15 protein-coding genes are annotated in these 21,841 nt (G+C 62.9%); 9 read left to right on the forward strand and 6 right to left on the reverse strand.

The window, feature by feature from the left end:
• Positions 1 to 8 precede the first annotated feature (8 nt).
• On the forward strand, positions 9 to 3,290 hold the full coding sequence (locus N5D53_RS13830) for a transporter substrate-binding domain-containing protein (RefSeq protein ID WP_104961579.1): 3,282 nt from the start codon (positions 9 to 11) through the stop codon (positions 3,288 to 3,290).
• Here N5D53_RS13830 and N5D53_RS13835 read toward each other — a convergent pair.
• Together N5D53_RS13835 and N5D53_RS13840 are read right to left on the reverse strand one after the other, a co-directional pair.
• Entirely contained in the window at positions 3,256 to 4,575 is a 1,320-nt protein-coding gene (locus N5D53_RS13835) for a PAS domain-containing methyl-accepting chemotaxis protein (protein WP_190869195.1), read from the reverse strand. The genes N5D53_RS13830 and N5D53_RS13835 overlap by 35 nt on opposite strands.
• 236 nt (positions 4,576 to 4,811) lie before the next feature.
• Positions 4,812 to 5,831 carry a LacI family DNA-binding transcriptional regulator gene (locus N5D53_RS13840; RefSeq protein ID WP_003253830.1) on the reverse strand — a complete coding sequence of 340 codons (1,020 nt, stop codon included), beginning with the start codon at positions 5,829 to 5,831 and terminating at the stop codon, positions 4,812 to 4,814.
• 206 nt (positions 5,832 to 6,037) lie between these two features.
• Between N5D53_RS13840 and N5D53_RS13845 the strand changes: the two genes are divergently transcribed.
• From N5D53_RS13845 to N5D53_RS13855, 3 genes are all read left to right on the forward strand, one after another.
• Positions 6,038 to 6,577 (forward strand): gluconokinase, encoded by a 540-nt coding sequence (locus N5D53_RS13845; RefSeq protein WP_010954284.1) that lies wholly within the window; start codon positions 6,038 to 6,040, stop codon positions 6,575 to 6,577.
• Between the two features lie 111 nt (positions 6,578 to 6,688).
• Positions 6,689 to 8,041: a GntP family permease gene (locus tag N5D53_RS13850; protein WP_060489439.1), complete on the forward strand. Its 1,353-nt coding sequence runs from the start codon at positions 6,689 to 6,691 to the stop codon at positions 8,039 to 8,041.
• Between the two features lie 86 nt (positions 8,042 to 8,127).
• On the forward strand, positions 8,128 to 8,430 hold the full coding sequence (locus N5D53_RS13855; protein ID WP_020192721.1) for a hypothetical protein: 303 nt from the start codon (positions 8,128 to 8,130) through the stop codon (positions 8,428 to 8,430).
• Between the two features lie 14 nt (positions 8,431 to 8,444).
• On the opposite strand, the gene N5D53_RS13860 is transcribed toward N5D53_RS13855, so the two are convergent.
• The 4 genes from N5D53_RS13860 to N5D53_RS13875 form a co-directional block, all read right to left on the reverse strand.
• On the reverse strand, positions 8,445 to 9,872 hold the full coding sequence (locus N5D53_RS13860) for a sigma-54 dependent transcriptional regulator (RefSeq protein WP_104961577.1): 1,428 nt from the start codon (positions 9,870 to 9,872) through the stop codon (positions 8,445 to 8,447).
• Positions 9,841 to 11,334, reverse strand: coding sequence for a HAMP domain-containing sensor histidine kinase (locus N5D53_RS13865; RefSeq protein ID WP_104961576.1), 1,494 nt, complete (start codon positions 11,332 to 11,334; stop codon positions 9,841 to 9,843). Before N5D53_RS13865 ends, N5D53_RS13860 begins: the two co-directional genes overlap by 32 nt.
• A gap of 306 nt (positions 11,335 to 11,640) precedes the next feature.
• Entirely contained in the window at positions 11,641 to 13,092 is a 1,452-nt protein-coding gene (locus N5D53_RS13870; protein WP_104961574.1) for a HAMP domain-containing sensor histidine kinase, read from the reverse strand.
• A 173-nt stretch (positions 13,093 to 13,265) separates the two neighbouring features.
• A complete protein-coding gene (locus tag N5D53_RS13875; protein WP_020192387.1) occupies positions 13,266 to 13,859 on the reverse strand; it encodes a lytic transglycosylase domain-containing protein in 594 nt (197 codons plus the stop codon).
• 185 nt (positions 13,860 to 14,044) lie between these two features.
• On the opposite strand from N5D53_RS13875, the gene gspG reads away from it, so the two are divergent.
• The 5 genes from gspG (at position 14,045) to N5D53_RS13900 (ending at position 21,709) form a co-directional block, all read left to right on the forward strand.
• On the forward strand, positions 14,045 to 14,470 hold the full coding sequence (gspG, locus tag N5D53_RS13880) for a type II secretion system major pseudopilin GspG (protein ID WP_003253843.1): 426 nt from the start codon (positions 14,045 to 14,047) through the stop codon (positions 14,468 to 14,470).
• Positions 14,471 to 14,481: 11 nt separating this feature from the next.
• A complete protein-coding gene (locus N5D53_RS13885; protein WP_049587690.1) occupies positions 14,482 to 15,672 on the forward strand; it encodes a type II secretion system F family protein in 1,191 nt (396 codons plus the stop codon).
• 191 nt (positions 15,673 to 15,863) lie between these two features.
• Positions 15,864 to 17,105 carry a multidrug efflux RND transporter periplasmic adaptor subunit MexE gene (gene mexE / locus N5D53_RS13890; protein WP_104961573.1) on the forward strand — a complete coding sequence of 414 codons (1,242 nt, stop codon included), beginning with the start codon at positions 15,864 to 15,866 and terminating at the stop codon, positions 17,103 to 17,105.
• Positions 17,106 to 17,117: 12 nt separating this feature from the next.
• A complete protein-coding gene (locus N5D53_RS13895; RefSeq protein WP_003253849.1) occupies positions 17,118 to 20,297 on the forward strand; it encodes an efflux RND transporter permease subunit in 3,180 nt (1,059 codons plus the stop codon).
• Positions 20,294 to 21,709: a TolC family protein gene (locus tag N5D53_RS13900; RefSeq protein ID WP_104961572.1), complete on the forward strand. Its 1,416-nt coding sequence runs from the start codon at positions 20,294 to 20,296 to the stop codon at positions 21,707 to 21,709. Before N5D53_RS13895 ends, N5D53_RS13900 begins: the two co-directional genes overlap by 4 nt.
• Positions 21,710 to 21,841 lie beyond the last annotated feature (132 nt).

Genomic DNA, 21,841 nt, shown 5'->3' on the forward strand with positions numbered 1-21,841 from the left:
CGGCTGCCATGAAACAGTTGCTGGCGAGCGTCCTTCTGGCTATCGGTCTGGCCAACTCCACGGAACTGCAGGCCAGCAGTGAACCACGCCATCTGCTGGCGCGCTCGATCAGTGCCGCTGCCCCACTGACGTTATCCGGCGATGATCGCCACTGGCTGAAACAACGCGAACGCCTGGTAATGGGCAGTGCGCGCCCCGATTACCCCCCGTTCGAAATCAACGTCAGCCAGCATGACTATGAGGGACTGAGCGCAGACTACGCCGGCATCATCGGCGAACAGCTGGATATCCCCATTGAAGTACGTCGTTTTGACAGCCGTCACGAGGCCATCACCGCCCTGCGTGATGGCCGTATCGACTTGTTGGGTAGCTCCAACGCCTTCGAGGCGGCGGACGCCCAGCTAAGCCTCAGCACCCCCTATGCCGACGACCTGCCAGTGATCGTCACCCGTGAAGGGCGCAGCTTGAAAAGTACGCCCGAGCTCGCCGGCCTGCGCCTGGCGATGGTCGATCACTACCTGCCGGCCGTCAGCGTTCGCACACTGTACCCCAAGGCGCAACTGAGCCTGTACCGCTCGACCCTGGCCGGGCTCGCTGCCGTGGCGCTGGGCGAGGCAGACGCCTATCTGGGCGATGCCATCAGCACTGACTACATGATCGGCAAAAGTTTTCAGGGCACGTTGAAAATCGACCATTTCTCTCAGTTGGCCCCAGAGGCTTTTGCCTTCGCCATCGCCAGCGACAACCCGCGCCTGCATCGGCTGGTGGACAAGGCGCTGTCACGCATAAGCGAAAGTGAACGCCTGAACATTCTGCGCCGCTGGAGCAGTGGTAACACCAGCCTGCTGCTGCAGCGCCACCTCACCGCCTTGAGCGAAGAAGAAGAATCCTGGATCACCGCCCACCCCACTATCAGCGTACTGGTCAATACCTCGCTGGCACCCTTGACGTTCAACGATGCTCAGCACCGCCCTAGCGGTATCACCCTGGACCTGCTCAAGCAGATCTCGCTGCGCACGGGGCTGCAGTTCACACCCGTCGAGAGTGCTTCATCGCAGGCCATGATCGACCGCCTGGTGCGGGGCGAGGCACAGATGATCGGGGCGCTGGGCTATGGTGCCGACCGCTTGAAGCAACTGCGCTACACCCGCCCCTACCTGGTCAGCCCGCGCGTGCTTGTTACCCGCAACGACGGTGAATCACCTGCACAGGCCAAGGCCCTGGATGGCAAGCGCATCGCCTTGGTGCGCGGCTCACCGCAGCAGGCCGTTTTGCAACAGCGATACCCGCAGGCCGAGATAGTCGAAGTTGACAACCCACTGGGCCAGATGGAGGCCGTGGCCAACGGTGTTGCCGACGCTGCCCTGAGCAGCCATATCAATGCTGCCTATTACATCAGCCATGTGTTCAAGGACCGTTTGCGCATCGCCAACATGCTCGACGACGCTCCGGCCATTGCCGCCTTTGCCGTAGCCGCCGACCAGCCCCAATTGCAGGCCATTCTCGACAAGGCGCTGCTAAGCATTCCACCTGAAGAACTGGACCAGTTGATCAACCGCTGGCGCACCAGCACACTGGTGAGCGACAGCCCCTGGCGCGACTACCGCACCCTGGCTTTGCAGGTGCTGGTGCTATCGGCCCTGCTGCTGGCCGGGGTGGTGTTCTGGAACAGCTACCTGCGCAAGCTGATCAACCAGCGCACCGAGGCACAGCACGCGCTGCAGGCACAGCTCGCGCTGAGCCGCGGGCTGCTGGAGCAGTTACGCCAGGCCAAGGACGATGCCGAACAGGCCAGCCAGACCAAAAGCACCTTCCTGGCCACCATGAGCCATGAGATCCGCACCCCGATGAATGCCGTGATCGGTCTGCTGGAACTGGCCCTGGAAGATAGCCGCAGCGGCCGCAGCGACGCCCAGACCTTGCAGACCGCCCATGATTCGGCCATTGGCCTGCTTGAGCTGATTGGCGATATTCTCGACATTTCCCGCATCGAATCCGGGCACATCAGCCTGCAGCCAGTACCCACCAATCTGGTCGAACTGGTGCGCGCCACGCTGCGGGTGTTCGAAGGCAATGCCCGGGCCAAAGGGTTGCATCTACACGGCGAGCTGCCTGCAGAGCCGGTATGGGTGCTGGCTGATCCACTGCGACTCAAGCAAATTCTGTCCAACCTGATCAGCAACGCCATCAAGTTCACCGACCGTGGTGAAGTGCAGGCATGCCTGCTGCTGCCCAAAGTTGCCGGCCACGGCATTCTGGCTATCGAGCTGAATGTGCGCGACACCGGCATCGGCATCAGCCCCGCCGACCAGGCCAGGCTGTTCAGTGCCTTCGTTCAGGTCGATGGCCCGAGGGCACGTCAAGGGGCAGGCCTGGGGTTGGTCATCAGCCGTACCCTGGCCGAACTGATGGGCGGCGCCCTGAGCCTTCAGAGCGTCGAGGGTGTTGGCACCCGGGTACAAGTCAGCCTGCGGTTACCTGTCTGCGAAGCACCGGCACAAGCGGACCCGCAACTCACCACACATGAAAGTAACAGCGGCCCGCTCAATATCTTGGTGGTCGACGACTACCCGGCCAACCTGCTTTTGCTGGAACGGCAACTGCAAACCCTGGGGCACCATGTGACACTGGCGGAGAATGGCGAGATCGCCCTTGCACGCTGGCAGGAAGCGCGCTTCGACCTGGTGATCACCGATTGCAGCATGCCGGTCATGGACGGGCATGAGCTCACCCGGCGCATTCGCAGCCTGGAGGGTGAGCGCGGCCTGCCAGCAGGCCGTATTCTTGGCGTGACCGCCAACGCCCAGGCCGAGGAGCGTACTCGCTGCCTGGCCAGCGGCATGGACGAATGCCTGTTCAAGCCGATTGGTCTGCGCACGCTCAAGACCCATCTGCCCCAGGTGCGCCCTCAACAGCCGTCGCCGGAGCCTTTCCATAGTGGGTTCGACCTGGCCGAACTGCGTCACCTGACCCAGGACGACGAACAGTTGACGCGGCATTTGCTGGAGCAATTGTCGATAAGCGTCGGTGAAGACCTGGCCGCCCTGAGAGCCTTGGCAACAGACGCCCCTGATGAAACCGTGCGCGCCCTTGCCCACCGCATCAAGGGTGGCGCGAAAATGATCAGGGTGCGCACTGTGGTCAAAGACTGTGAAGCTATCGAACACGCCCACGCAAAAGGGCTGCCGACCGTCGAACAGCGCGCGCAACTGCAACTCAGCCTGCAGGCACTGCTTGACGAGATGCGCGAGGCGCTCAATGCAATTGCAGCGTCGAGGTTATCTGGCTGATGGCGTCCACGACGTGCCGTGAGCCTTGCTGGATTTCCATGATCACCGTCCCCGCCTCATTGGCCAGCGCCACGCCGTGACCGGTGCGGTTGAGGCTCGATTGCATGCTGGCCACTGCCAATAGCGACAGGTCGTGGTTCTGCCGCACCACATCGACGATTTCCAGGGTGGCCTTGCTGGTTCGCGCGGCCAGGTTGCGCACCTCATCGGCCACCACGGCAAAGCCGCGCCCGTGCTCGCCGGCACGCGCTGCCTCGATGGCTGCATTAAGGGCCAACAGGTTGGTCTGGTCGGCGATGCCCCGAATGGTCAGCACAATCTGCCCGATCACATCCGACTGCTTGTTTACCGCGTCGATGCTGCGCGCAGCGTCGTTAAGCTCCTGGGAAATCTGCTCGATTACCTGCACCGCCTGCTGCACCACTTCGGTCCCCTTGCGCGCGCAGGCATCGGTCTGCACCGAGCTGGCATGGGCGGCATGGGCGGCGCTTTGCTGGGTGCAGACCTGATGGGTGATGTCGCTGGCAAACTTGACCACTTTGCACAGGCGGCCCTTGCTGTCGAAGATCGGGTTGTAGGAGGCCTCCAGAAAAACGGTCTGGCCTTGCTTGTTGACGCGCTCGAAGCGGTGCGAGTGGTATTCGCCACGGTTCAGCGAAGCCCAGAACTCTCGGTACTGGGCCGATTCGCGTTCATGCGCCAGGCAGAACAGCCCGTGGTGGCGGCCAACCACTTCATCGAGGCGGTAGCCCATGGTGTCGAGAAAATTCTGGTTGGCCTTGATCACCCGGCCTTGGGGAGTGAACTCGATCACCGCCATGGAGCGGCTGATGGCCTTGAGCAGGCTTTCGCTCTCGTGCTCCAGCACTACCCGCTGGGTGATGTCCGACGCCACCTTGATTACGCTGGTGACTTGCCGGTGCTCGTCCAGCACGGGCATGTAGCTGGCTTCCAGCCAGACCTCGCGCCCCGCCTTGTCGATACGCTCGAACGTACCGCTGATAGCCTTGCCCTGCCCCAACTCGCGCCACAGTTGCTGGTACTCGGCGCTTTTTGCATAGTCCGGCTCACAGAACAGCCGGTGGTGCTTGCCACGCAGCTCGTCGGCGCCGTAGCCCATGGCCTGGCAGAAGCGCTCGTTGGCGTCGAGAATAGTACCGTCAGGGGCGAACTCGATCATCGCCATGGAACGGCCGATAGCGGCCAGTTTGGCTTGTGCATCGGCCAACGCCTGGCGGGTGCGCTGGATTTCTGCCAAATCAGACTTGCGATGGAAATCGAACATGACGCGGGGCTCCCTATGCGCGGTTTTCTGAGCATAGATCGCCGTTGGCAAGTCGTGGCATCTACAGCGCCTGTCTTGAACCAGCGCGCCCCCCCGTAGGAGCGGGTTCACCCGCGAACACCGGCACAGCCGGTGCCATGCCCCGCAACGCACGCTTCGCAGGTAAACCCGCTACACCTTCGTTTCGGGCCAATCATTCCTGTGGGAGTCGCGCGAGAAGGCCTTGGCGGGCACTCTCAGGTGCTCTCGCGCACCATCAGCTCAAAGCCCAGATCCTGCTGCGCATTCGTCACCCGCTTGCCATCCAGCAACGCCAGCAGCGCCTGTGCCGCGCCCCGCCCCACCGCAGCCCGTGGTGTGCGAATGGAGGTCAGCCGCGGCACCATATGCGCCGACGCAGGCAAATCGTTGAAACCGACCATCGCCACCTGGCGTGGCACCTCCACCCCTTGACGCAAGGCCTGCAGCACCGCGCCCTGGGCCAGGTCGTCGTTACAGAAGAAGATGCCGTCGACATCCGGCGCCTGCTGCATCAGTTGACTGAACAGCACACTGCCCAGGGCAATCGACGATGGCTCCGGGGCCAACACCTCCAGCTCGGCAGCCTGCAAACCAGCCTCTGCCAAAGCCTGACGGAAACCCTCGGCACGCTGCATCACCCTCGGGTCCAGCTGCGCGGCAATGAATGCAAGGCGCTTGCGCCCGCGCTCGATCAGGTGCCGTGCAGCAGCACGCCCGGCCTGATGCTGCGAGAAGCCGACCGACAAAGCCCCTGGCTCGCCATTGAGCTCCATCATGTGCACACACGGCACGCCGCTGGCAGCCAGCATCTGCCGGGCAGCATCGCTACGCTCGAAGCCGGTCAGCAAAATGCCGCAGGGCTGATAGGCCAGGTAATTGCGGATCAGGTTCTCTTCTTCGGCAAGGTCGTAGTGATAGTTGCCGATCAGCACCTCTAGCCCACGAGGGCGCATGACCTCGTGGATGGCCTCCAGGGTGTCGATGAACAGTTGGTTGGACAACGACGGGATCAACACCACCACCGACTGACTGCGTGCCGAGGCCAGCGCCCGGGCGGCCGGGTTGGCAACATAGCCAAGGTTCGCCGCTGCGGCGATGACCTTTTCCACCAGGTCAGGCGCAACGGTGCTGACCCCACGCAAGGCGCGCGAAGCGGTAATCGGGGAAACCCCGGAAAGCCTGGCAACTTCGGCCAGGGTGGGACGACCTGTAGTTCGGGAGCCGGTGCGGGACATGAATGTTGTAATTTTACTACTTGCAAGGAGAGGGAACGGCCACTAAGGTAGCGCTGTCTCAGGATGCAGGCAATGTAATCTTTGGTAGCAGCCACCACGCGCTCGCCACCAGGCGTCCATACTGCGTAAGGACAAGACCAATAACACCGGGGAGGTGGCTGTTCGTCAACGGCGAGACAGCGCTATCTCACCCGCAGGAGGTACTGATGAATTCTCCCCTGTCCGCCATTGTGGTGATGGGCGTGGCCGGTTGTGGCAAAAGCTGCATCGGCGCCGCCATTGCTGCCAGAAGCGGCGGCCGCCTGATCGAAGGCGACGCTTTCCACCCTGCCGAAAACATCCGCAAGATGAGCGCTGGCATCCCGCTGGATGACAGCGACCGTGCCGGCTGGCTGGTCCGCCTTGGTGAAGAGTTGCAAGCCACCACCCAGGCCGGTGAACGCCCGATCCTGACCTGCTCGGCACTAAAGCGCCGCTACCGCGACACCCTGCGCGATGCCATGCCCGGGCTGGTGTTCGTGTTCCTCGAACTGTCGCCTGCCGAGGCCGAAAAACGCGTGCTGGCTCGCCCAGGGCACTTCATGCCGGCCAGCCTCATCGACAGCCAGTTCGCGGCCCTGGAATCGCCACGCGGCGAGCCATTGACGCTGGCACTGGACGCCACCCAACCGATCGAAGCACTGGCCGAAGCGGTGGACCACTGGCTAAAGCACTGCGGTGAGCCGGGCCTGGCGCAAACCGCCTGACCTCGGCGGCTTTTCCGTCTCACCAAAGACAGCGCTACCCCAACCCGTAAACGCGGCAAAGACTCCAAAAAGCTACGCCCAAAACAACGATAAGACCGAGGCCTTCAAACCATGTTCGGACTGGCTACTGATACCTTCCTGCTGCTCGACGCGCTGGTTACCATCGTCGGGCTGATCCTGCTGATCACCCACTTCAAGGTTCACCCCTTTGTCGCCCTCACCCTCGCGGCCGGCTTCCTGGGCCTGACTTCCGGCATGCCGGTGGCCAAGGTCATGAAATCGTTCCAGGACGGTTTTGGCGGCGTACTCGGCTTCGTCGGTATCGTGCTCGCCCTGGGCACCATGCTCGGCAAGCTGATGGCCGACTCCGGTGGTGCCGACCAGATCGCGCAAACCCTCATCCGCGCCTTCGGCAAGAAGAACGTGCATTGGGCGATGATGTTCGCCGCCTTCCTGGTGGGCATCCCGCTGTTCTTCGAAATCGGCTTTGTGCTGCTGATTCCACTGGTGTTCATCGTCGCCCGGCGCTCGGGCGTCTCGTTGGTGAAAATCGGCATTCCGCTGCTGGCCGGCCTGTCGGTGGTGCACGGGCTGGTGCCACCACACCCGGGCCCCTTGCTGGCGATCGGCATTTTCCACGCTGACATTGGCAAGACCATCTTCTACGGCCTGATCGTCGCACTGCCCACCGCGATCATCGCCGGCCCTCTGTTCGGTAACTTCATTTCCCGCTACATCCCGGGCAACCCGTCCCAGGAGCTGATGGACCAGATCGCCAAGGACTCCGATCAGGGCAACCTGCCAAGCTTCAGCATTACCCTGATCACCGTACTACTACCGGTCGCGTTGATGCTGCTGAAAACGTTCGCAGACGTGGTACTGCCTGCCGAGCACATCGTGCGCCAGTGGATGGACCTGATCGGTCACCCGATCACCGCCCTGCTCGCCGCCCTGTTACTGGCCTTCTACACCTTCGGCTCGGCCCGCGGCTTCAACCGCCAGCAGATCATGAAGATGCTCGACCAGAGCCTGGCACCGACTGCCGCCATCGTGCTGATCGTCGGCGCTGGCGGTGGCTTCAAGCAAATGCTGGTGGATACCGGCGTAGGCAACGTGATCGGGCAGATGGCTGTGCAGGCAGAAATTTCGCCGATCATGCTGGCATGGCTGGTGGCGGCGGTGATCCGCATCGCGACCGGCTCCGCAACGGTCGCCACCATCACCGGCGCGGGTATCGTGGCACCGGTGATCGACCTGGTGCCGGGGGTGAACCGTGAGCTGTTGGTACTGGCCACCGGTGCCGGCTCGCTGATCCTGTCGCATGTGAACGATGCCGGTTTCTGGCTGGTGAAGCAGTACTTCAACATGACCGTGGCAGAAACCTTCAAGACCTGGAGCATGATGGAGACGATCCTGTCCATCGTCGGCATCATTTTCATCATGTTGCTGTCGCTGGTGGTGTGACCGTTGATCGGGGTAATGGCACCTTGACGGTTCGGGTAAGGCCAAAGGGAAGTATGAGCCTTACCCGTACAGCAAAGGAGCCTGCCATGCCCCGCTCGATCTTCCTGTCGATTGCCCTGCTCGCCTCGCCGCTGGCCTTTGCTGTCGGCACAGGTCCGACCTACCCCGACGACCCGCACAATACGGCGCCACAACCCGGCGTGGACAGCACCCTCAACCCGATCGAGAAGCCCTTGCCGCGGGCCACCGACCCGCGCATACAGGGCAACGAACCGCAAAGCCCGCCAGCCAAGCAGAATGACAATCGCGATCTGCCGGGGATGGAGGGCAGTGGGTCGGAAGGTACCGGCCGGCAAGGAGAAGGCAGCTCAGGCACAGGTAACCCCTGACGACCCGGCCTGAACTACCACTGACGCTTGTCAGGCCGGGTCAGCCCCAGCTTTTCGATCCGGTAGCGCAGCATATCCCGCGACAACCCAAGCATCCGCGCCGATTTGGTCACGTTCCAGTCGGTGCGGTCCAGGGTCTTGCAGACAAGGTCACGCTCCATGTCAGGCAGGCTTGTACCCGGTTCTGGCTCGTGCCGCGGCATTTCGAACATGGCCGCCATCGGCTGTTGCACCAACGGCTCGTCAACCAAGGTCATGCAAAGGTTCAACTGATGCGCTTGCACCACCTCGTTCGGCGCCAGCAACACGGTCTGCTCCAGCATGTTGCGCAATTCACGCACATTGCCAGGCCAGCTATAACCGAGCAGCAGGCTTTCGGCCTCGGCCGAAAAGCGCAGGTTCGGCTTGCCATAGCGCCGGCTATGGTGGGCAAGGAAATGCCGTGCCAGTAGCAGGATGTCCTGCCCGCGCGAATACAGGCGCGGCACCTTCAGGGCGATAATGCGAAGGCGGAAGAACAGGTCACGCCTGAATTTGCCCTGCTGCACCATTTGCTCCAGATTACAGTTGGTGGCGCTGATCACCCGCAGATCCACCTTGCGTTCCTTCACGGCACCAATCCGGCGGATGCTGCGGTCTTCCAGCAACTTGAGCAGCTTGGCCTGCAGCACCAGGTCCATTTCGCCGATCTCGTCAAGGAACAAGGTACCGCCATCGGCAGCCTCCACCAGGCCTACCCGGCGTTCCTTGGCATCGGTGAACGCGCCCTTCTCGTGGCCAAACAGTTCGGCCTCAAGCAGGTTGGCAGGGATCGAAGCGCAATTGAACTCGATGAAAGGCCCTTTACTGCGCGAACCATCGAAATGCAGGGCACGGGCCACCAGTTCCTTGCCAGTACCGGTCTCGCCTTCGATCAGCACCGGTGGCAGGTCGTCACTGGCCATGCGCCGCTCGGCATCGAGTACCTGGCGCAGGGTGTGCTTGAGGGTGAGCATCACCGGCGACTCGCCGATCAAAGCCTGCAACCCGGACTTCTGCGCCTCGCGCTCCTGGTAGAACGACAGCGTGCGCTCCATGCGCTCGGTAGCCAGGGCCTTGTCCAGGGTCAGCTTGAGCTCGGCCAGTACCACCGGCTTGGTCAGGTAATGAAAGGCGCCCTCCTTCATCGCCTGCACGGCATCTTCGACATTGCCGTAGCCGGTCATCATGATCACTTTCAGGTCCGGCACCTGGGCCACCAGCGTGCGCAGCAGGTCGTGCCCGCTCATGCCTGGCAACGAGTTGTCGGTCAGCACCGCGTCAGGTTGCGCCCGCTTGATCTGCTCCAACGCCAGCTCCGCGCTGTGGCACACGATGACTTCGTAGCCCTTGAGGCTGAGGTAGGTGCGAATGTTGTCGGCAAGGATTTCATCATCCTCGACGACCAGGATGCTGTGCTCCATGTTCCCCTCCCGCTGCAATATTGAATGTAAGGCTGACGCGGGTTCCTTCCTCTTCGCGGCTGCTCAGGCTGACCGAGCCGCCAAAACGTTCCATGATGCGTTTGACCAGGGCCAGGCCTACACCGAGGCCACCCTGCTTGGTCGTGAAGAACGGTTTGAACACCATCCGTTCCTGCTGCTGGCTCATGCCTTTGCCGGTGTCGGTCAGCACGAACTCGGCACGCACGCCTTCTTGCACATTGACCTGGGCATTGAGCATCCCGCCAGCGGGCATGGCCTCCAGGGCGTTGGAAAACAGGCTGTTGAGAATCTGCGTGAGCTGCAGCGGCTGGCTGACCACCCATTGCACGTCAGGCCCTTCGAAATGGAAGCGCACGCCGTTGCGTTCGATCTGCTGGGCAAAGGCCAGGTGGGTGTCCTCGATAGCCGCCACCAGGTCCACGGCCTCGGGCTCGTCACTGGCCGGGCGCAACGACACCAGCAGGTCGCGCACCCAGCGCGACATGCGGTCGACCTGGCTGATGATGTCAGTGATGTTCTTCTGCGCAGCAGCGTTGGCGGTTTCCTGGGCAAGTTCGGCGCTGGAGCGTATGTTGGCCAGCGGGTTACGCATGCTGTGAGCCACTGCCGACGACATTTCACCCAGCGCCACGTAGGTTTCGCTTGCCACCAGCCTGTCCTGCTGCAGGTGCAGCATGTGTGCCGCCCGGCGCACGATCCAGAACAGGCCGAAGTAGATCAACGCCCCACCCACCAGTGTCGAGGCCCAGATCAGCACATAGCCGCGCTGGATGCGCCGGATGAGGTCTTGCGGCTCCTTGTAGATTTCCACCATGGCCAGTACCTGCTCACCCTGGCTGTCGAACAGCGGGATGTAGTTCTCGATGAACAGGTAGCGTGGTGCGCGCTGAAACTTCTGCTCCTCACGATCGTCCGCAACCTTGTGATAGCTGGCCGATACCGCCTTGCGCGAGCGGAAGGCGCGCTCAAGATCGCCATCAGCCTCTATCCGCTTGCCAATCAGCTCCACGTTGGTGGACCAGACAATGGTGCGGTCGCGGGCATAGACATTGGCCAGCAAGGTGTCCGGCAGGTGCTCGACATGATCGAGGAACTCGATCCGGGTCGATTCGGCCAGGGCCGGGGTGACCTGCAAGTGCTGCAGGTCCAGCCGCGGGTCCAGCAACTCGCCCATGGTGGTGCCAGGCGGCAATTGCGAATGCCGCACTTCGGCCTGGGCCATTGCCTGAATGAACTGCGCGGTAAGCATGGCATCGCGCTCCACGCTGTCGCGCACCACGAAGCGCGTCGAAACGTAACCCAGCCCACCTGCCACCGAGGTAATGATCAACAGGCTGATCACCGAAAACCAGCGCAGCAGGTTGAATTCACGCAAGGGTACGGGCCGTCCGCTGGCGGTCGCATTGGCCTTGTCGGGCACTTCGTCTTCCAGCATCTGCATCCCGTGATTCCCGCGCAGGGCGTACGTTCAGAACTGCATCAAGGCCAATGGCAACAGCCACTGGGTAGCAATCCACCTGGGCAGTCGCAGCTGCCATTTGTCGCGTGTCGCGCTTCACAAACTTCGCTGCAAAAACTTGGCCATCAGCAACATGCAAAATTAAAAATGTTATTTTTCAGTAGGTTGCCAGAACTTATTAAGATTAATTAGAGGATTAACCCCCACATTTGGGTGATTATCACCCAAAAACATAAATCCTTTTGATATCAACATCTTACTGAACCATCTTGATGTCATTTGACGAATTCACGCCAGTCGGAAACTTAACGAAACCCTTGTGCCATGGCCTTCACTGCTGCTGAGCCGGACCGTACCGCCGAAACGTTCCATGATGCGTTTCACCAGCACCAGCCCCACCCCCAGCCCACCCTGTTTGGTGGTGAAGAACGGCCGAAAAGCCATACGCTGCTGCTCTTCGTTCATGCCCTTGCCATTGTCGGACAGGCGCAAGGTCAGGCTACGCCGGTTGTGACGTACCACCTCGATACGCAACCGCCCGCCCTGCTCCATCGACTCCAGGGCATTGGCGATCAGGCTACTGAACACCTGGCGCAGCAATACCGGGTGCCCCAACACCTGCACGGCCGGTAACGGTTGCAGGTCCAGGCTTACCCCGCCGCGCGCCAGCGGCACAGCGTAGGTCTGCAGGCTTTCCTGCAACGCCTGCGGCAAGTCCACCGCCAACGCCTCGTCGTTCAGCGGGCGCAGTGACTGCAGCATCTGGCGGATCCACTGCGACATGCGATCGACCTGGCTGATGATATCGTTGACTTGGAGTTGCGCCGGGCCTTCGTCGAACGCCTGGGCCAGTTCGGCACTTGAGCGGATGCTGGCCAGCGGGTTGCGCAGGCTATGGGCCACCGCCGAAGACACCTCACCCAGTGCCACGTAGGTTTCGCTGCTGATCAGGCGTTTCTGCTGCACCGCCAGCAGCCGTGCAGCGCGGTGCATGATGCCGTAAAGGCCGATATAGACCAGTGCAGCGCCGACGGTGATGGCCAACCAGATCAGGACCAGGCCATGCTCGATGCGTGCGATCAGGTCATGGGGCTCTTTATAGATCTCGACCATCGCTGTGACCTGCTCGCCATCGGCATCGAACAGCGGAATATAGTTCTCGATCAATAGCTGCCGGGGCGGGATGATGAACTTCTGCTCGGAGCGGGCCTGTTCGAAATTGTGGTAGCTGGCCGAAACCCGCATCTTGTACTCGAAAGCCCGATTCAAGTCTTCGTCGCCTTCAATCAGCTTGCCGATCAGTGCCGGGTTGGTGGACCAGATCACTGTATGGTCCAAAGCATAGATATTGGCCAGCAGCATATCGGGCAGGTGAGCGATATGGTCAAGGAACTCGCCGCGGGCCTTGCGCCGGGCTTGCGGGTCGACGTCGGGCAAGTTATTGCGGTCGGTGCGCGGGTCCAGCAGTTCGCCCATGGTCCGCACATTGGGGATCGACACATGGCGCACTTCGGCATCGGCGATGGAGGTGATGAACTGTGCGGTGAGTAACGCGTCACGCTCGACGCTCTCGTCGATGATGAAACGGCTGGAAATCAGCCCCAAGCCGGCAGCCACCGAGAGGATGATGGCGAGACTGACCCAGGCATACCAGCGCAGCAGGTTGAACGGCTTGCGCGGGACGGCCAACTCGTTACCGGCAGGCACGTCAATAGTGTCGGAACGAGGGGCGACGTCCATAACGGACACCTCAGTTGGGCACCTTTAGAAGGTTATAGCCCAGACTTGGGGAAACCATGGTATTAAATTAATGGCATCCGCCGAAGGGTATTTATCCCCTCCTCACTTCACTACCCGATACAGACTGAGGGTGGCGCGGCCCCTGTGGGAATACGGGATCTGCAAGCCAGTCGTTACAAAGGCGAATCGTCAGCCAACCCTTGCAACTTGCGATACTCCCGCAACACCGTGGGCACATAGCGCCGGGTCTCGGCAAACGGCGGCACGGCACCGCGCCGCAATACAGCATCCGGGCCAGCGTTGTAGGCCGCCACGGCCAAGGTGATGTCGTTGTCGAACAGGGTGAGCATCTGCTTGAGGTAGCGTGCCCCGCCTTGCACATTGTCTTCCGGGTCCAGGCGGTCTTGCACCCCCATCTCACGGGCAGTGTCCGGCATCAGTTGCATCAACCCCACTGCACCCGCCCGCGAACGGGCTTTGGGGTTGTAGCCGGACTCGGCCTTGATCACTGCATGCAGCAGCGCCGGCGGCAGGTTGTGGACACGCGCAGCCGTGGCGACTACCTCGGCGTAAGGGCGGCCGGTGATCATCTGCGCTTTGACCGGACCACCCTGGGCCAGCGGCTCGTTGATCACCTTCTCATAGTGTCGCCCGGGTCGATGGACATTGCTCAGGACGTAGCCACCCTTGGCATCGATTGAGATGTACACATCGGCCTGGGCAGCACCTGCCGCCAGCCAGATCAAACCAAGGATGAGTCCACGCATGCCGGTCGCCTCTTCGTCGTGGCCCCCGATGTGGGGGAAATGCCCCGGAAAACCCGAGGACAGTCACCACGACGCAAGCACTGTGCCGCTTCCTGTGCCGCATGGCGCAAGGCCCCGAGGCAGACGTGCACGGCTGTTGCATGGTGCATGTCAACGCTTGTCCCCATGCAGTGGAGGGTTTCACCATGCAGCGCAGAACCAACCCGCAACGTGGCTTCACTCTGCTTGAACTCCTGGTGGTCCTGGTAGTACTCGGCTTGCTGGCCGGCATCGTCGCACCCAAGTACTTCAGTCAGCTCGGCCGCTCCGAGGCCAAGGTAGCGCGGGCGCAGATCGAGGGGCTGAGCAAGGCCCTGGACTTGTATCGCCTGGAGGTCGGCCACTACCCCAACAGCGAACAAGGCTTGCAGGCGCTGGTGGTCGCCCCCAGTGGCGAGGCTCGCTGGACCGGCCCGTACCTGCAGAAGGCCGTGCCGCAAGACCCGTGGGGCCGCCCTTACATCTACCGGCAACCCGGCGAGAACGGCGGTGAGTACGACCTGCTGTCGATGGGCAAGGACGGCCAGCCGGGTGGTGATGGGGAAAACGCCGAAATCACCAGTTGGCAGTAAGGAGAGCGGCCATGCGCTACAGCCTCAAGGCCCTGGGTAGGCAGGGCGTGGTGCAGTTGCAGATCGATGCCGAGGACGCCGACCAGGCCCGCCGCCAGGCCGAAGACCAAGGCCTGCGTGTGCTCAGCCTGCGCAGCAGCGGCGGCGCGCTGCGCGGCATGGCCTGGCGCCGTGAAGCGGCATTCGACCTGGTGCTGTTCAGCCAGGAACTGTCAACCTTGCTCAATGCCGGCCTGCCGCTGATCGACGCACTGGAAAGCCTGGCGGAGAAGAGCCCGGCAGCGACAGCGCGCAAGGTGCTCGCCGAGCTGGTGCGCCAGCTGTACGAGGGCCGCTCGCTGTCCCAGGCGCTGGGCCAGCAACCGCGGGTATTCCCGCCGTTGTATGTGGCGCTGGTGCAGTCCAGCGAACGCACCGGTGCTCTGGGCGACGCCCTCACCCGCTACATCAGCTATCGCCAGCGCCTGGACCTGGTCCGGCAGAAGCTGGTGGGTGCCTCGGTCTACCCGTTACTGCTGTTGCTGGTGGGAGGCGGTGTGGTGCTGTTCCTGCTCGGCTACGTGGTGCCGCGTTTCAGCCAGGTGTTCGAGGGCATGGGCACCGAGCTACCCTGGCTGTCACGGGTGCTGATGCAGGTCGGCCTGTTTCTGCATGCCCAGCAAGCGCCACTGGCGCTGGGCACCGTCGGTGGGGTCGCGGCGCTTTGGCTGCTGCGCCGGCACCCGCGTGTACGGTACTGGGCCTCCTGCCAGCTGCGGCGCCTGCCCGCACTGCACCAGCGCCTGATGATGTACGAGCTGGCGCGTTTCTATCGCTCGCTGGGCATTCTGCTGCAAGGCGGCATCCCCATCCTCACTGCCATGGGCATGGCCCGCGGCCTGCTCGGCAACGCAGCAGCGCAGGGCCTGGAGCAGGCCAGCCAGCGGGTGGGCGAAGGGCTGCCGCTTTCCGATGCTCTGGCGGCCGGGCACCTGGTGACGCCGGTATCCCTGCGCCTGCTGCGCGCTGGTGAGCAGTCTGGCAACCTGGGAGAGATGCTGGAGCGCTGCGCCGACTTCCATGACCAGGAAATCGGCCGCTGGGTGGAATGGTTCGTCAAACTGTTCGAACCGCTGCTGATGACCTTCATCGGCCTGCTGATCGGCCTGATCGTAATCCTCATGTACATGCCGATCTTCGAGCTGGCCTCAAGTATTCACTGAAGGGCCAGGCCCAGGCTTTCGCGTAACCTGAAGCCCACACAGGCGGTGTTCTGCGCCCAACCCTGGCCGCCATCGATAGTTGATCCCCACTTATCATTCAGCGTGATATTAACCTTCGTCCCGTTCGATTCGTGCCTCGCGCGCAACACACTCACACTCCGCCCACTACTAATACTTTGGCGGAGTTCTCCATGGAACAATCACTCAAACCTTTGCGCTTCCCCCTCGCTGCCCTGGCAGTGGTGGTGATCAGCGCTTGCGGTCGAACCCCCGACGCCGTGCAGGCTCCCGCCGCGCCCAAGGTAAGTGTGGCCAAGGTGATCGAACAACCGATCACCGAATGGGACGAGTTCACCGGCCGCCTCGAAGCCCCGGAAACCGTCGAAGTGCGCCCGCGGGTCTCCGGCCAGATCGACCAGGTCGCCTTCACCGAAGGCGCCCAGGTCAAAAAAGGCGACCTGCTGTTCCAAATCGACCCGCGCCCGTTCCAGGCTGAAGTCCGCCGCCTCGAAGCCCAACTGCAACAGGCCAAGGCCACCGCCATCCGCAGCGCCAACGAAGCCCGCCGTGGCGAGCGCCTGCGTGATAGCAACGCCATCTCCGCCGAACTGGCCGAATCGCGCAGCAGTGCCGCCGCCGAAGCCCGTGCCGGCGTCGATGCGATCCAGGCCCAGCTCGACCTGGCACGCCTGAACCTCAGCTTCACCCGCGTCACCGCGCCCATCAGCGGCCGTGTCAGCCGCGCCGAGTTCACCGCCGGCAACATCGTCACCGCCGATGTCACCCCGCTGACCAGTGTGGTGTCCACCGACAAGGTCTACGCCTACTTCGACGCCGACGAGCGCGTGTACCTCAAGTACACCCAGCTGGCCCGTGAAGGCCAGCGTAGCCAGAGCACTCCGGTATACCTGGGCCTGACCAACGAAAGCGGCAACCCGCACCTGGGCCAGATGAACTTCGTCGACAACCAGGTCAACCCGCGCACCGGCACCATCCGCGGCCGCGCGGTATTCGACAACAGCGACGGCCAGTTCACCCCGGGCCTGTATGCGCGCCTGAAGCTGGTCGGCAGCGCCCAGTACGACGCCATGCTGATCAACGACGAAGCCGTGGGTACTGACCTTGGCAAGAAGTTTGTGCTGGTCATGGACAAGGACAACAAGGCCACCTACCGCGCCGTGGAACTGGGGCCGAAGCTGGAAGGCTTGCGCATCGTGCGCAGCGGCCTGGGCAAGGACGACCGCATCGTGGTCAAGGGCCTGCAGCGCGTGCGCCCTGGTTCGCCGGTAACCCCGGAAGAAACACAGATGGCCAGCGAACAAACCCTCGCCGCCCTCGCCCAGCAGCGCCAGGCCCTGGAGGCCAGCAACCCGGCGCCGAAGGTGGCGGGCAACAACGTGAAAGTCGCCAGCGCCCAGGCGCCACGCGGTTAAGGGACCCTACCGATGAACTTCTCGAAATTCTTCATTACCCGGCCGATCTTCGCCGCGGTGCTGTCGCTGGTGCTGCTGATCGCGGGTTCGATCTCGCTGTTCCAGCTGCCGATCAGCGAATACCCCGAAGTGGTGCCGCCCACCGTGGTGGTGCGCGCCAACTTCCCCGGCGCCAACCCCAAGGTCATCGGCGAAACCGTTGCCGCGCCGCTGGAGCAGGCCATTACCGGTGTGGAGAACATGCTGTACATGTCCTCCCAGTCCACTGCAGACGGCAAGCTGACGCTGACCATCACCTTCGCCCTGGGTACCGACCTGGACAACGCCCAGGTGCAGGTGCAGAACCGCGTGACCCGTACCCAGCCCAAGCTGCCCGAGGAAGTGACCCGTATCGGTATCACCGTCGACAAGGCCTCGCCTGACCTGACCATGGTCGTGCACCTGACCTCGCCGGACAACCGCTACGACATGCTCTACCTGTCCAACTACGCCATCCTCAACATCAAGGATGAACTGGCGCGCCTGGGCGGCGTAGGCGACGTGCAGCTGTTTGGCATGGGCGACTACTCGCTGCGCGTCTGGCTGGACCCGAACAAGACCGCTTCGCGCAACCTGACGGCCAGTGATGTGGTCGCGGCAATCCGCGAGCAGAACCGCCAGGTAGCCGCTGGCCAGCTGGGCGCGCCACCTGCCCCAGGCTCGACCAGCTTCCAGCTGTCGATCAATACCCAGGGCCGTCTGGTCAACGAGGAAGAGTTCGAAAACATCATCATCCGCGCCGGTGCCGATGGCGAGATCACCCGCCTGAAAGACATCGCCCGGGTCGAACTCGGCTCCAGCCAGTACGCCCTGCGCTCGCTGCTGAACAACCAGCCGGCGGTGGCCATCCCGATTTTCCAGCGCCCAGGCTCCAACGCCATCGAGATCTCCGACGAAGTGCGGGCGAAAATGGCCGAGCTGAAAAAGGACTTCCCGGAAGGGATGGACTACAGCATCGTCTATGACCCGACCATCTTCGTGCGCGGCTCCATCGAAGCGGTGGTGCACACCCTGTTCGAAGCCCTGGTGCTGGTGGTGCTGGTGGTGATCCTGTTCCTGCAGACCTGGCGCGCCTCGATCATCCCGCTGCTGGCTGTGCCGGTCTCGCTGATCGGTACCTTCGCGGTCATGCACCTGTTCGGCTTTTCACTCAACGCGCTGTCGTTGTTCGGGCTGGTGCTCGCCATCGGTATCGTGGTGGACGATGCCATCGTCGTGGTGGAGAACGTCGAACGTAACATCGGGCTGGGCCTGAAACCGCTGGAAGCCACGCAAAAGGCCATGAGCGAAGTGACCGGGCCGATCATCGCCACCGCCCTGGTGCTGTGCGCGGTGTTCGTACCTGCAGCGTTCATTTCCGGCCTGACCGGGCAGTTCTACAAACAGTTCGCCCTGACCATCGCCATCTCGACCGTCATTTCGGCGTTCAACTCGCTGACCCTGTCGCCAGCCTTGGCCGCGGTGCTACTCAAGGACCATCACGCACCCAAGGACCGTTTCTCGCGGTTCCTCGACAAACTGCTGGGCAGCTGGCTGTTCTCCCCTTTCAACCGGTTCTTCGACCGGGCCAGCCACAGCTACGTCGGTGGCGTGCGCCGCGTCATCCGCTCCAGCGGCATCGCCCTGTTCGTGTATGCCGGCCTGATGGGCCTGACCTACCTCGGCTTCTCGTCCACGCCGACCGGTTTCGTGCCGGCCCAGGACAAGCAGTACCTGGTGGCCTTCGCCCAACTGCCGGACGCGGCCAGCCTCGACCGTACCGAAGCGGTGATCAAGCGCATGAGCGAAATCGCCCTGAAGCAGCCTGGCGTGGCCGACTCGGTAGCCTTCCCGGGCCTGTCGATCAACGGTTTCACCAACAGCCCCAACAGCGGCATCGTGTTCACCCCGCTCAAGCCGTTCGATGAGCGCAAGGACCCGAGCCAGTCGGCGGCAGCCATCGCAGCCGCGCTGAATGCCCAGTTCGCCGACATCCAGGACGCCTACATCGCCATCTTCCCACCGCCGCCGGTACAGGGCCTGGGCACGATTGGCGGGTTCCGTCTGCAAATCGAAGACCGTGGCAACCTGGGTTACGAAGCGCTGTACAAGGAAACCCAGAACATCATCGCCAAGAGCCACAACGTCCCGGAGCTGGCAGGCCTGTTCACCAGCTACCAGGTCAACGTGCCACAAGTCGATGCCGCCATCGACCGGGAAAAGGCCAAGACCCACGGTGTGGCGATCACCGACATCTTCGACACCCTGCAGGTTTACCTGGGCTCGCTGTACACCAACGATTTCAACCGCTTTGGCCGCACTTACCAGGTCAACGTCCAGGCCGAACAGCAGTTCCGCCTTGATGCCGAGCAGATCGGCCAACTGAAGGTGCGCAACAACCTTGGCGAGATGATCCCGTTGGCGACCTTCCTCAAGGTCAGCGACACCTCCGGGCCGGACCGGGTCATGCACTACAACGGCTTCATCACTGCCGAGATCAACGGCGCTGCCGCCCCGGGCTACAGCTCTGGTCAGGCGGAAGCTGCAATCGAGAAGCTGCTGAAAGAGGAACTGCCCAACGGCATGACCTTCGAGTGGACCGACCTGACCTACCAGCAGATCCTCTCGGGCAATACCGCATTGCTGGTGTTCCCGCTGTGCGTACTGCTGGCGTTCCTGGTGCTGGCCGCCCAGTACGAAAGCTGGAGCCTGCCGCTGGCGGTGATCCTGATCGTGCCGATGACCCTGCTGTCGGCCATCACCGGTGTGATCGTATCGGGTGGCGACAACAACATCTTCACCCAGATCGGCCTGATCGTACTGGTGGGCCTGGCGTGCAAGAACGCGATCCTGATCGTCGAGTTCGCCAAGGACGAACAGGCCAAGGGCCTCGACCCGCTGGCTGCGGTGCTGGAAGCCTGCCGCCTGCGTCTGCGGCCGATCCTGATGACCTCGATCGCCTTCATCATGGGTGTGGTGCCCCTGGTGTTCAGCTCCGGCGCAGGTTCGGAAATGCGCCATGCCATGGGTGTGGCGGTGTTCTCCGGGATGATCGGCGTGACCGTGTTCGGCCTGTTCCTGACCCCGGTGTTCTTCTTCCTGATCCGCCGTTTCGTCGAGCGTCGCCAGGCCCGCAAGGCTGAACACGCTCAAGTGCTGGAGAACCACGCATGAACCTGCTCAAACCCTTGACCCCAAGCCTGCTGGCACTGGCCCTGGCGGCCTGTGCGGTAGGCCCGGACTACCAGGCGCCAGCCACCGAACCTGCACAATTGGGCAGCGATGTGCAGGCCAAGGCCTACGACCGTAGCCGCTTCGAGAGCCTGTGGTGGAAGCAGTTCGACGACCCGGTGCTGAACCAGCTGGTGCAGGCTTCGCTGGACGGCAACCGTGACTTGCGCGTGGCCTTCGCCCGCCTGAAATCGGCCCGTTCGATCCGCGAAGATGCCGAAAACGACCCGTTCCCGGTGGTCACCAGCCGTGCCAGCAGCGATCTCGGCAAAGGCCAGATCCCCGGCCAGACCACGCAGCGGGTGAACAGCGAGCGCTACGACCTGGGCCTGGACATGGCCTGGGAACTTGACCTGTTCGGCCGCATCCAGCGCCAGATCGAAGCCAGCGAAGCCCAGGAAGCGGTGGCCGCCGCCGACCTGCAACAGTTGCAGGTCAGCCTGATCGCCGAACTGGTCGATGCCTACGGGCAACTGCGCGGTGCCCAGTTGCGCGAGAAGATCGCCCTGGCCAACCTGAAGACCCAGCAGGAATCGCGCACCATCACCGAAACCCTGCGCGATGCGGGCGTGGGCAATGACCTCGACGTGGTGCGTGCCGATGCGCGCCTGGCCGGGGTCGAAGCCACCGTGCCACAACTGCAAGCCGAACAGGCACGGGCGCGGCATCGCATCGCCACCCTGCTCGGCCAGCGCCCTGACGCGCTCAGCGTAGACCTGTCGCCCAAGGCCCTGCCGGCCATCGCCAAGGCGCTGCCGGTCGGTGACCCGGGTGAGCTGCTGCGCCGCCGCCCGGACATCCGCAGCGCCGAGCGCCAGCTGGCGGCCGCCACCGCCAACGTTGGCGTGGCCACCGCCGACCTGTTCCCCCGCGTCAGCCTCAGTGGCTTCCTCGGCTTTACCGCCGCCCGCGGCTCGCAGATCGGCTCGTCGGCAGCCAACGCCTGGGCGCTGGGCCCGAGCATCACCTGGGCGGCCTTCGACCTGGGCAGCGTGCGGGCCCGCCTGCGCGGCGCCAAGGCCGATGCCGAAGGTGCACTGGCCAACTACGAACAGCAGGTGCTGCTGGCGCTGGAAGAGTCGGCCAACGCCTTCAGCGATTACGACAAGACCCAGCAGCGTCTGCTGTCGCTTATGCGCCAGAGCGACGCCAGCCGCAAGGCTGCAGAACTGGCCTCGATTCGTTATCGCGAGGGTACCGTGGACTACCTGGTACTGCTCGATGCCGAACGTGAGCGGCTAAGTGCTGAAGATGCACAAGCTCAGGGTGAAGTCGACCTTTATCGCGGCATCGTCTCGATCTACAAGGCCCTGGGTGGCGGCTGGCAACCGGAGACGGTGGCCAGCGCGCACTGATTCCACTGCCTCAACGACTCCTTTGGTTGGCTCCTCCCCCAACCGTTTGCCCCGCAGGCCATGGCCCGCGGGGTTTTTTTATGTTTGCCATCGTATTCACCCCAATACGCAGTGCATGGAATGCCACCGCAG

The sequence above is a fragment of the Pseudomonas sp. GD03862 genome (assembly GCF_029840855.1).
Lineage (GTDB): Bacteria > Pseudomonadota > Gammaproteobacteria > Pseudomonadales > Pseudomonadaceae > Aquipseudomonas > Aquipseudomonas alloputida.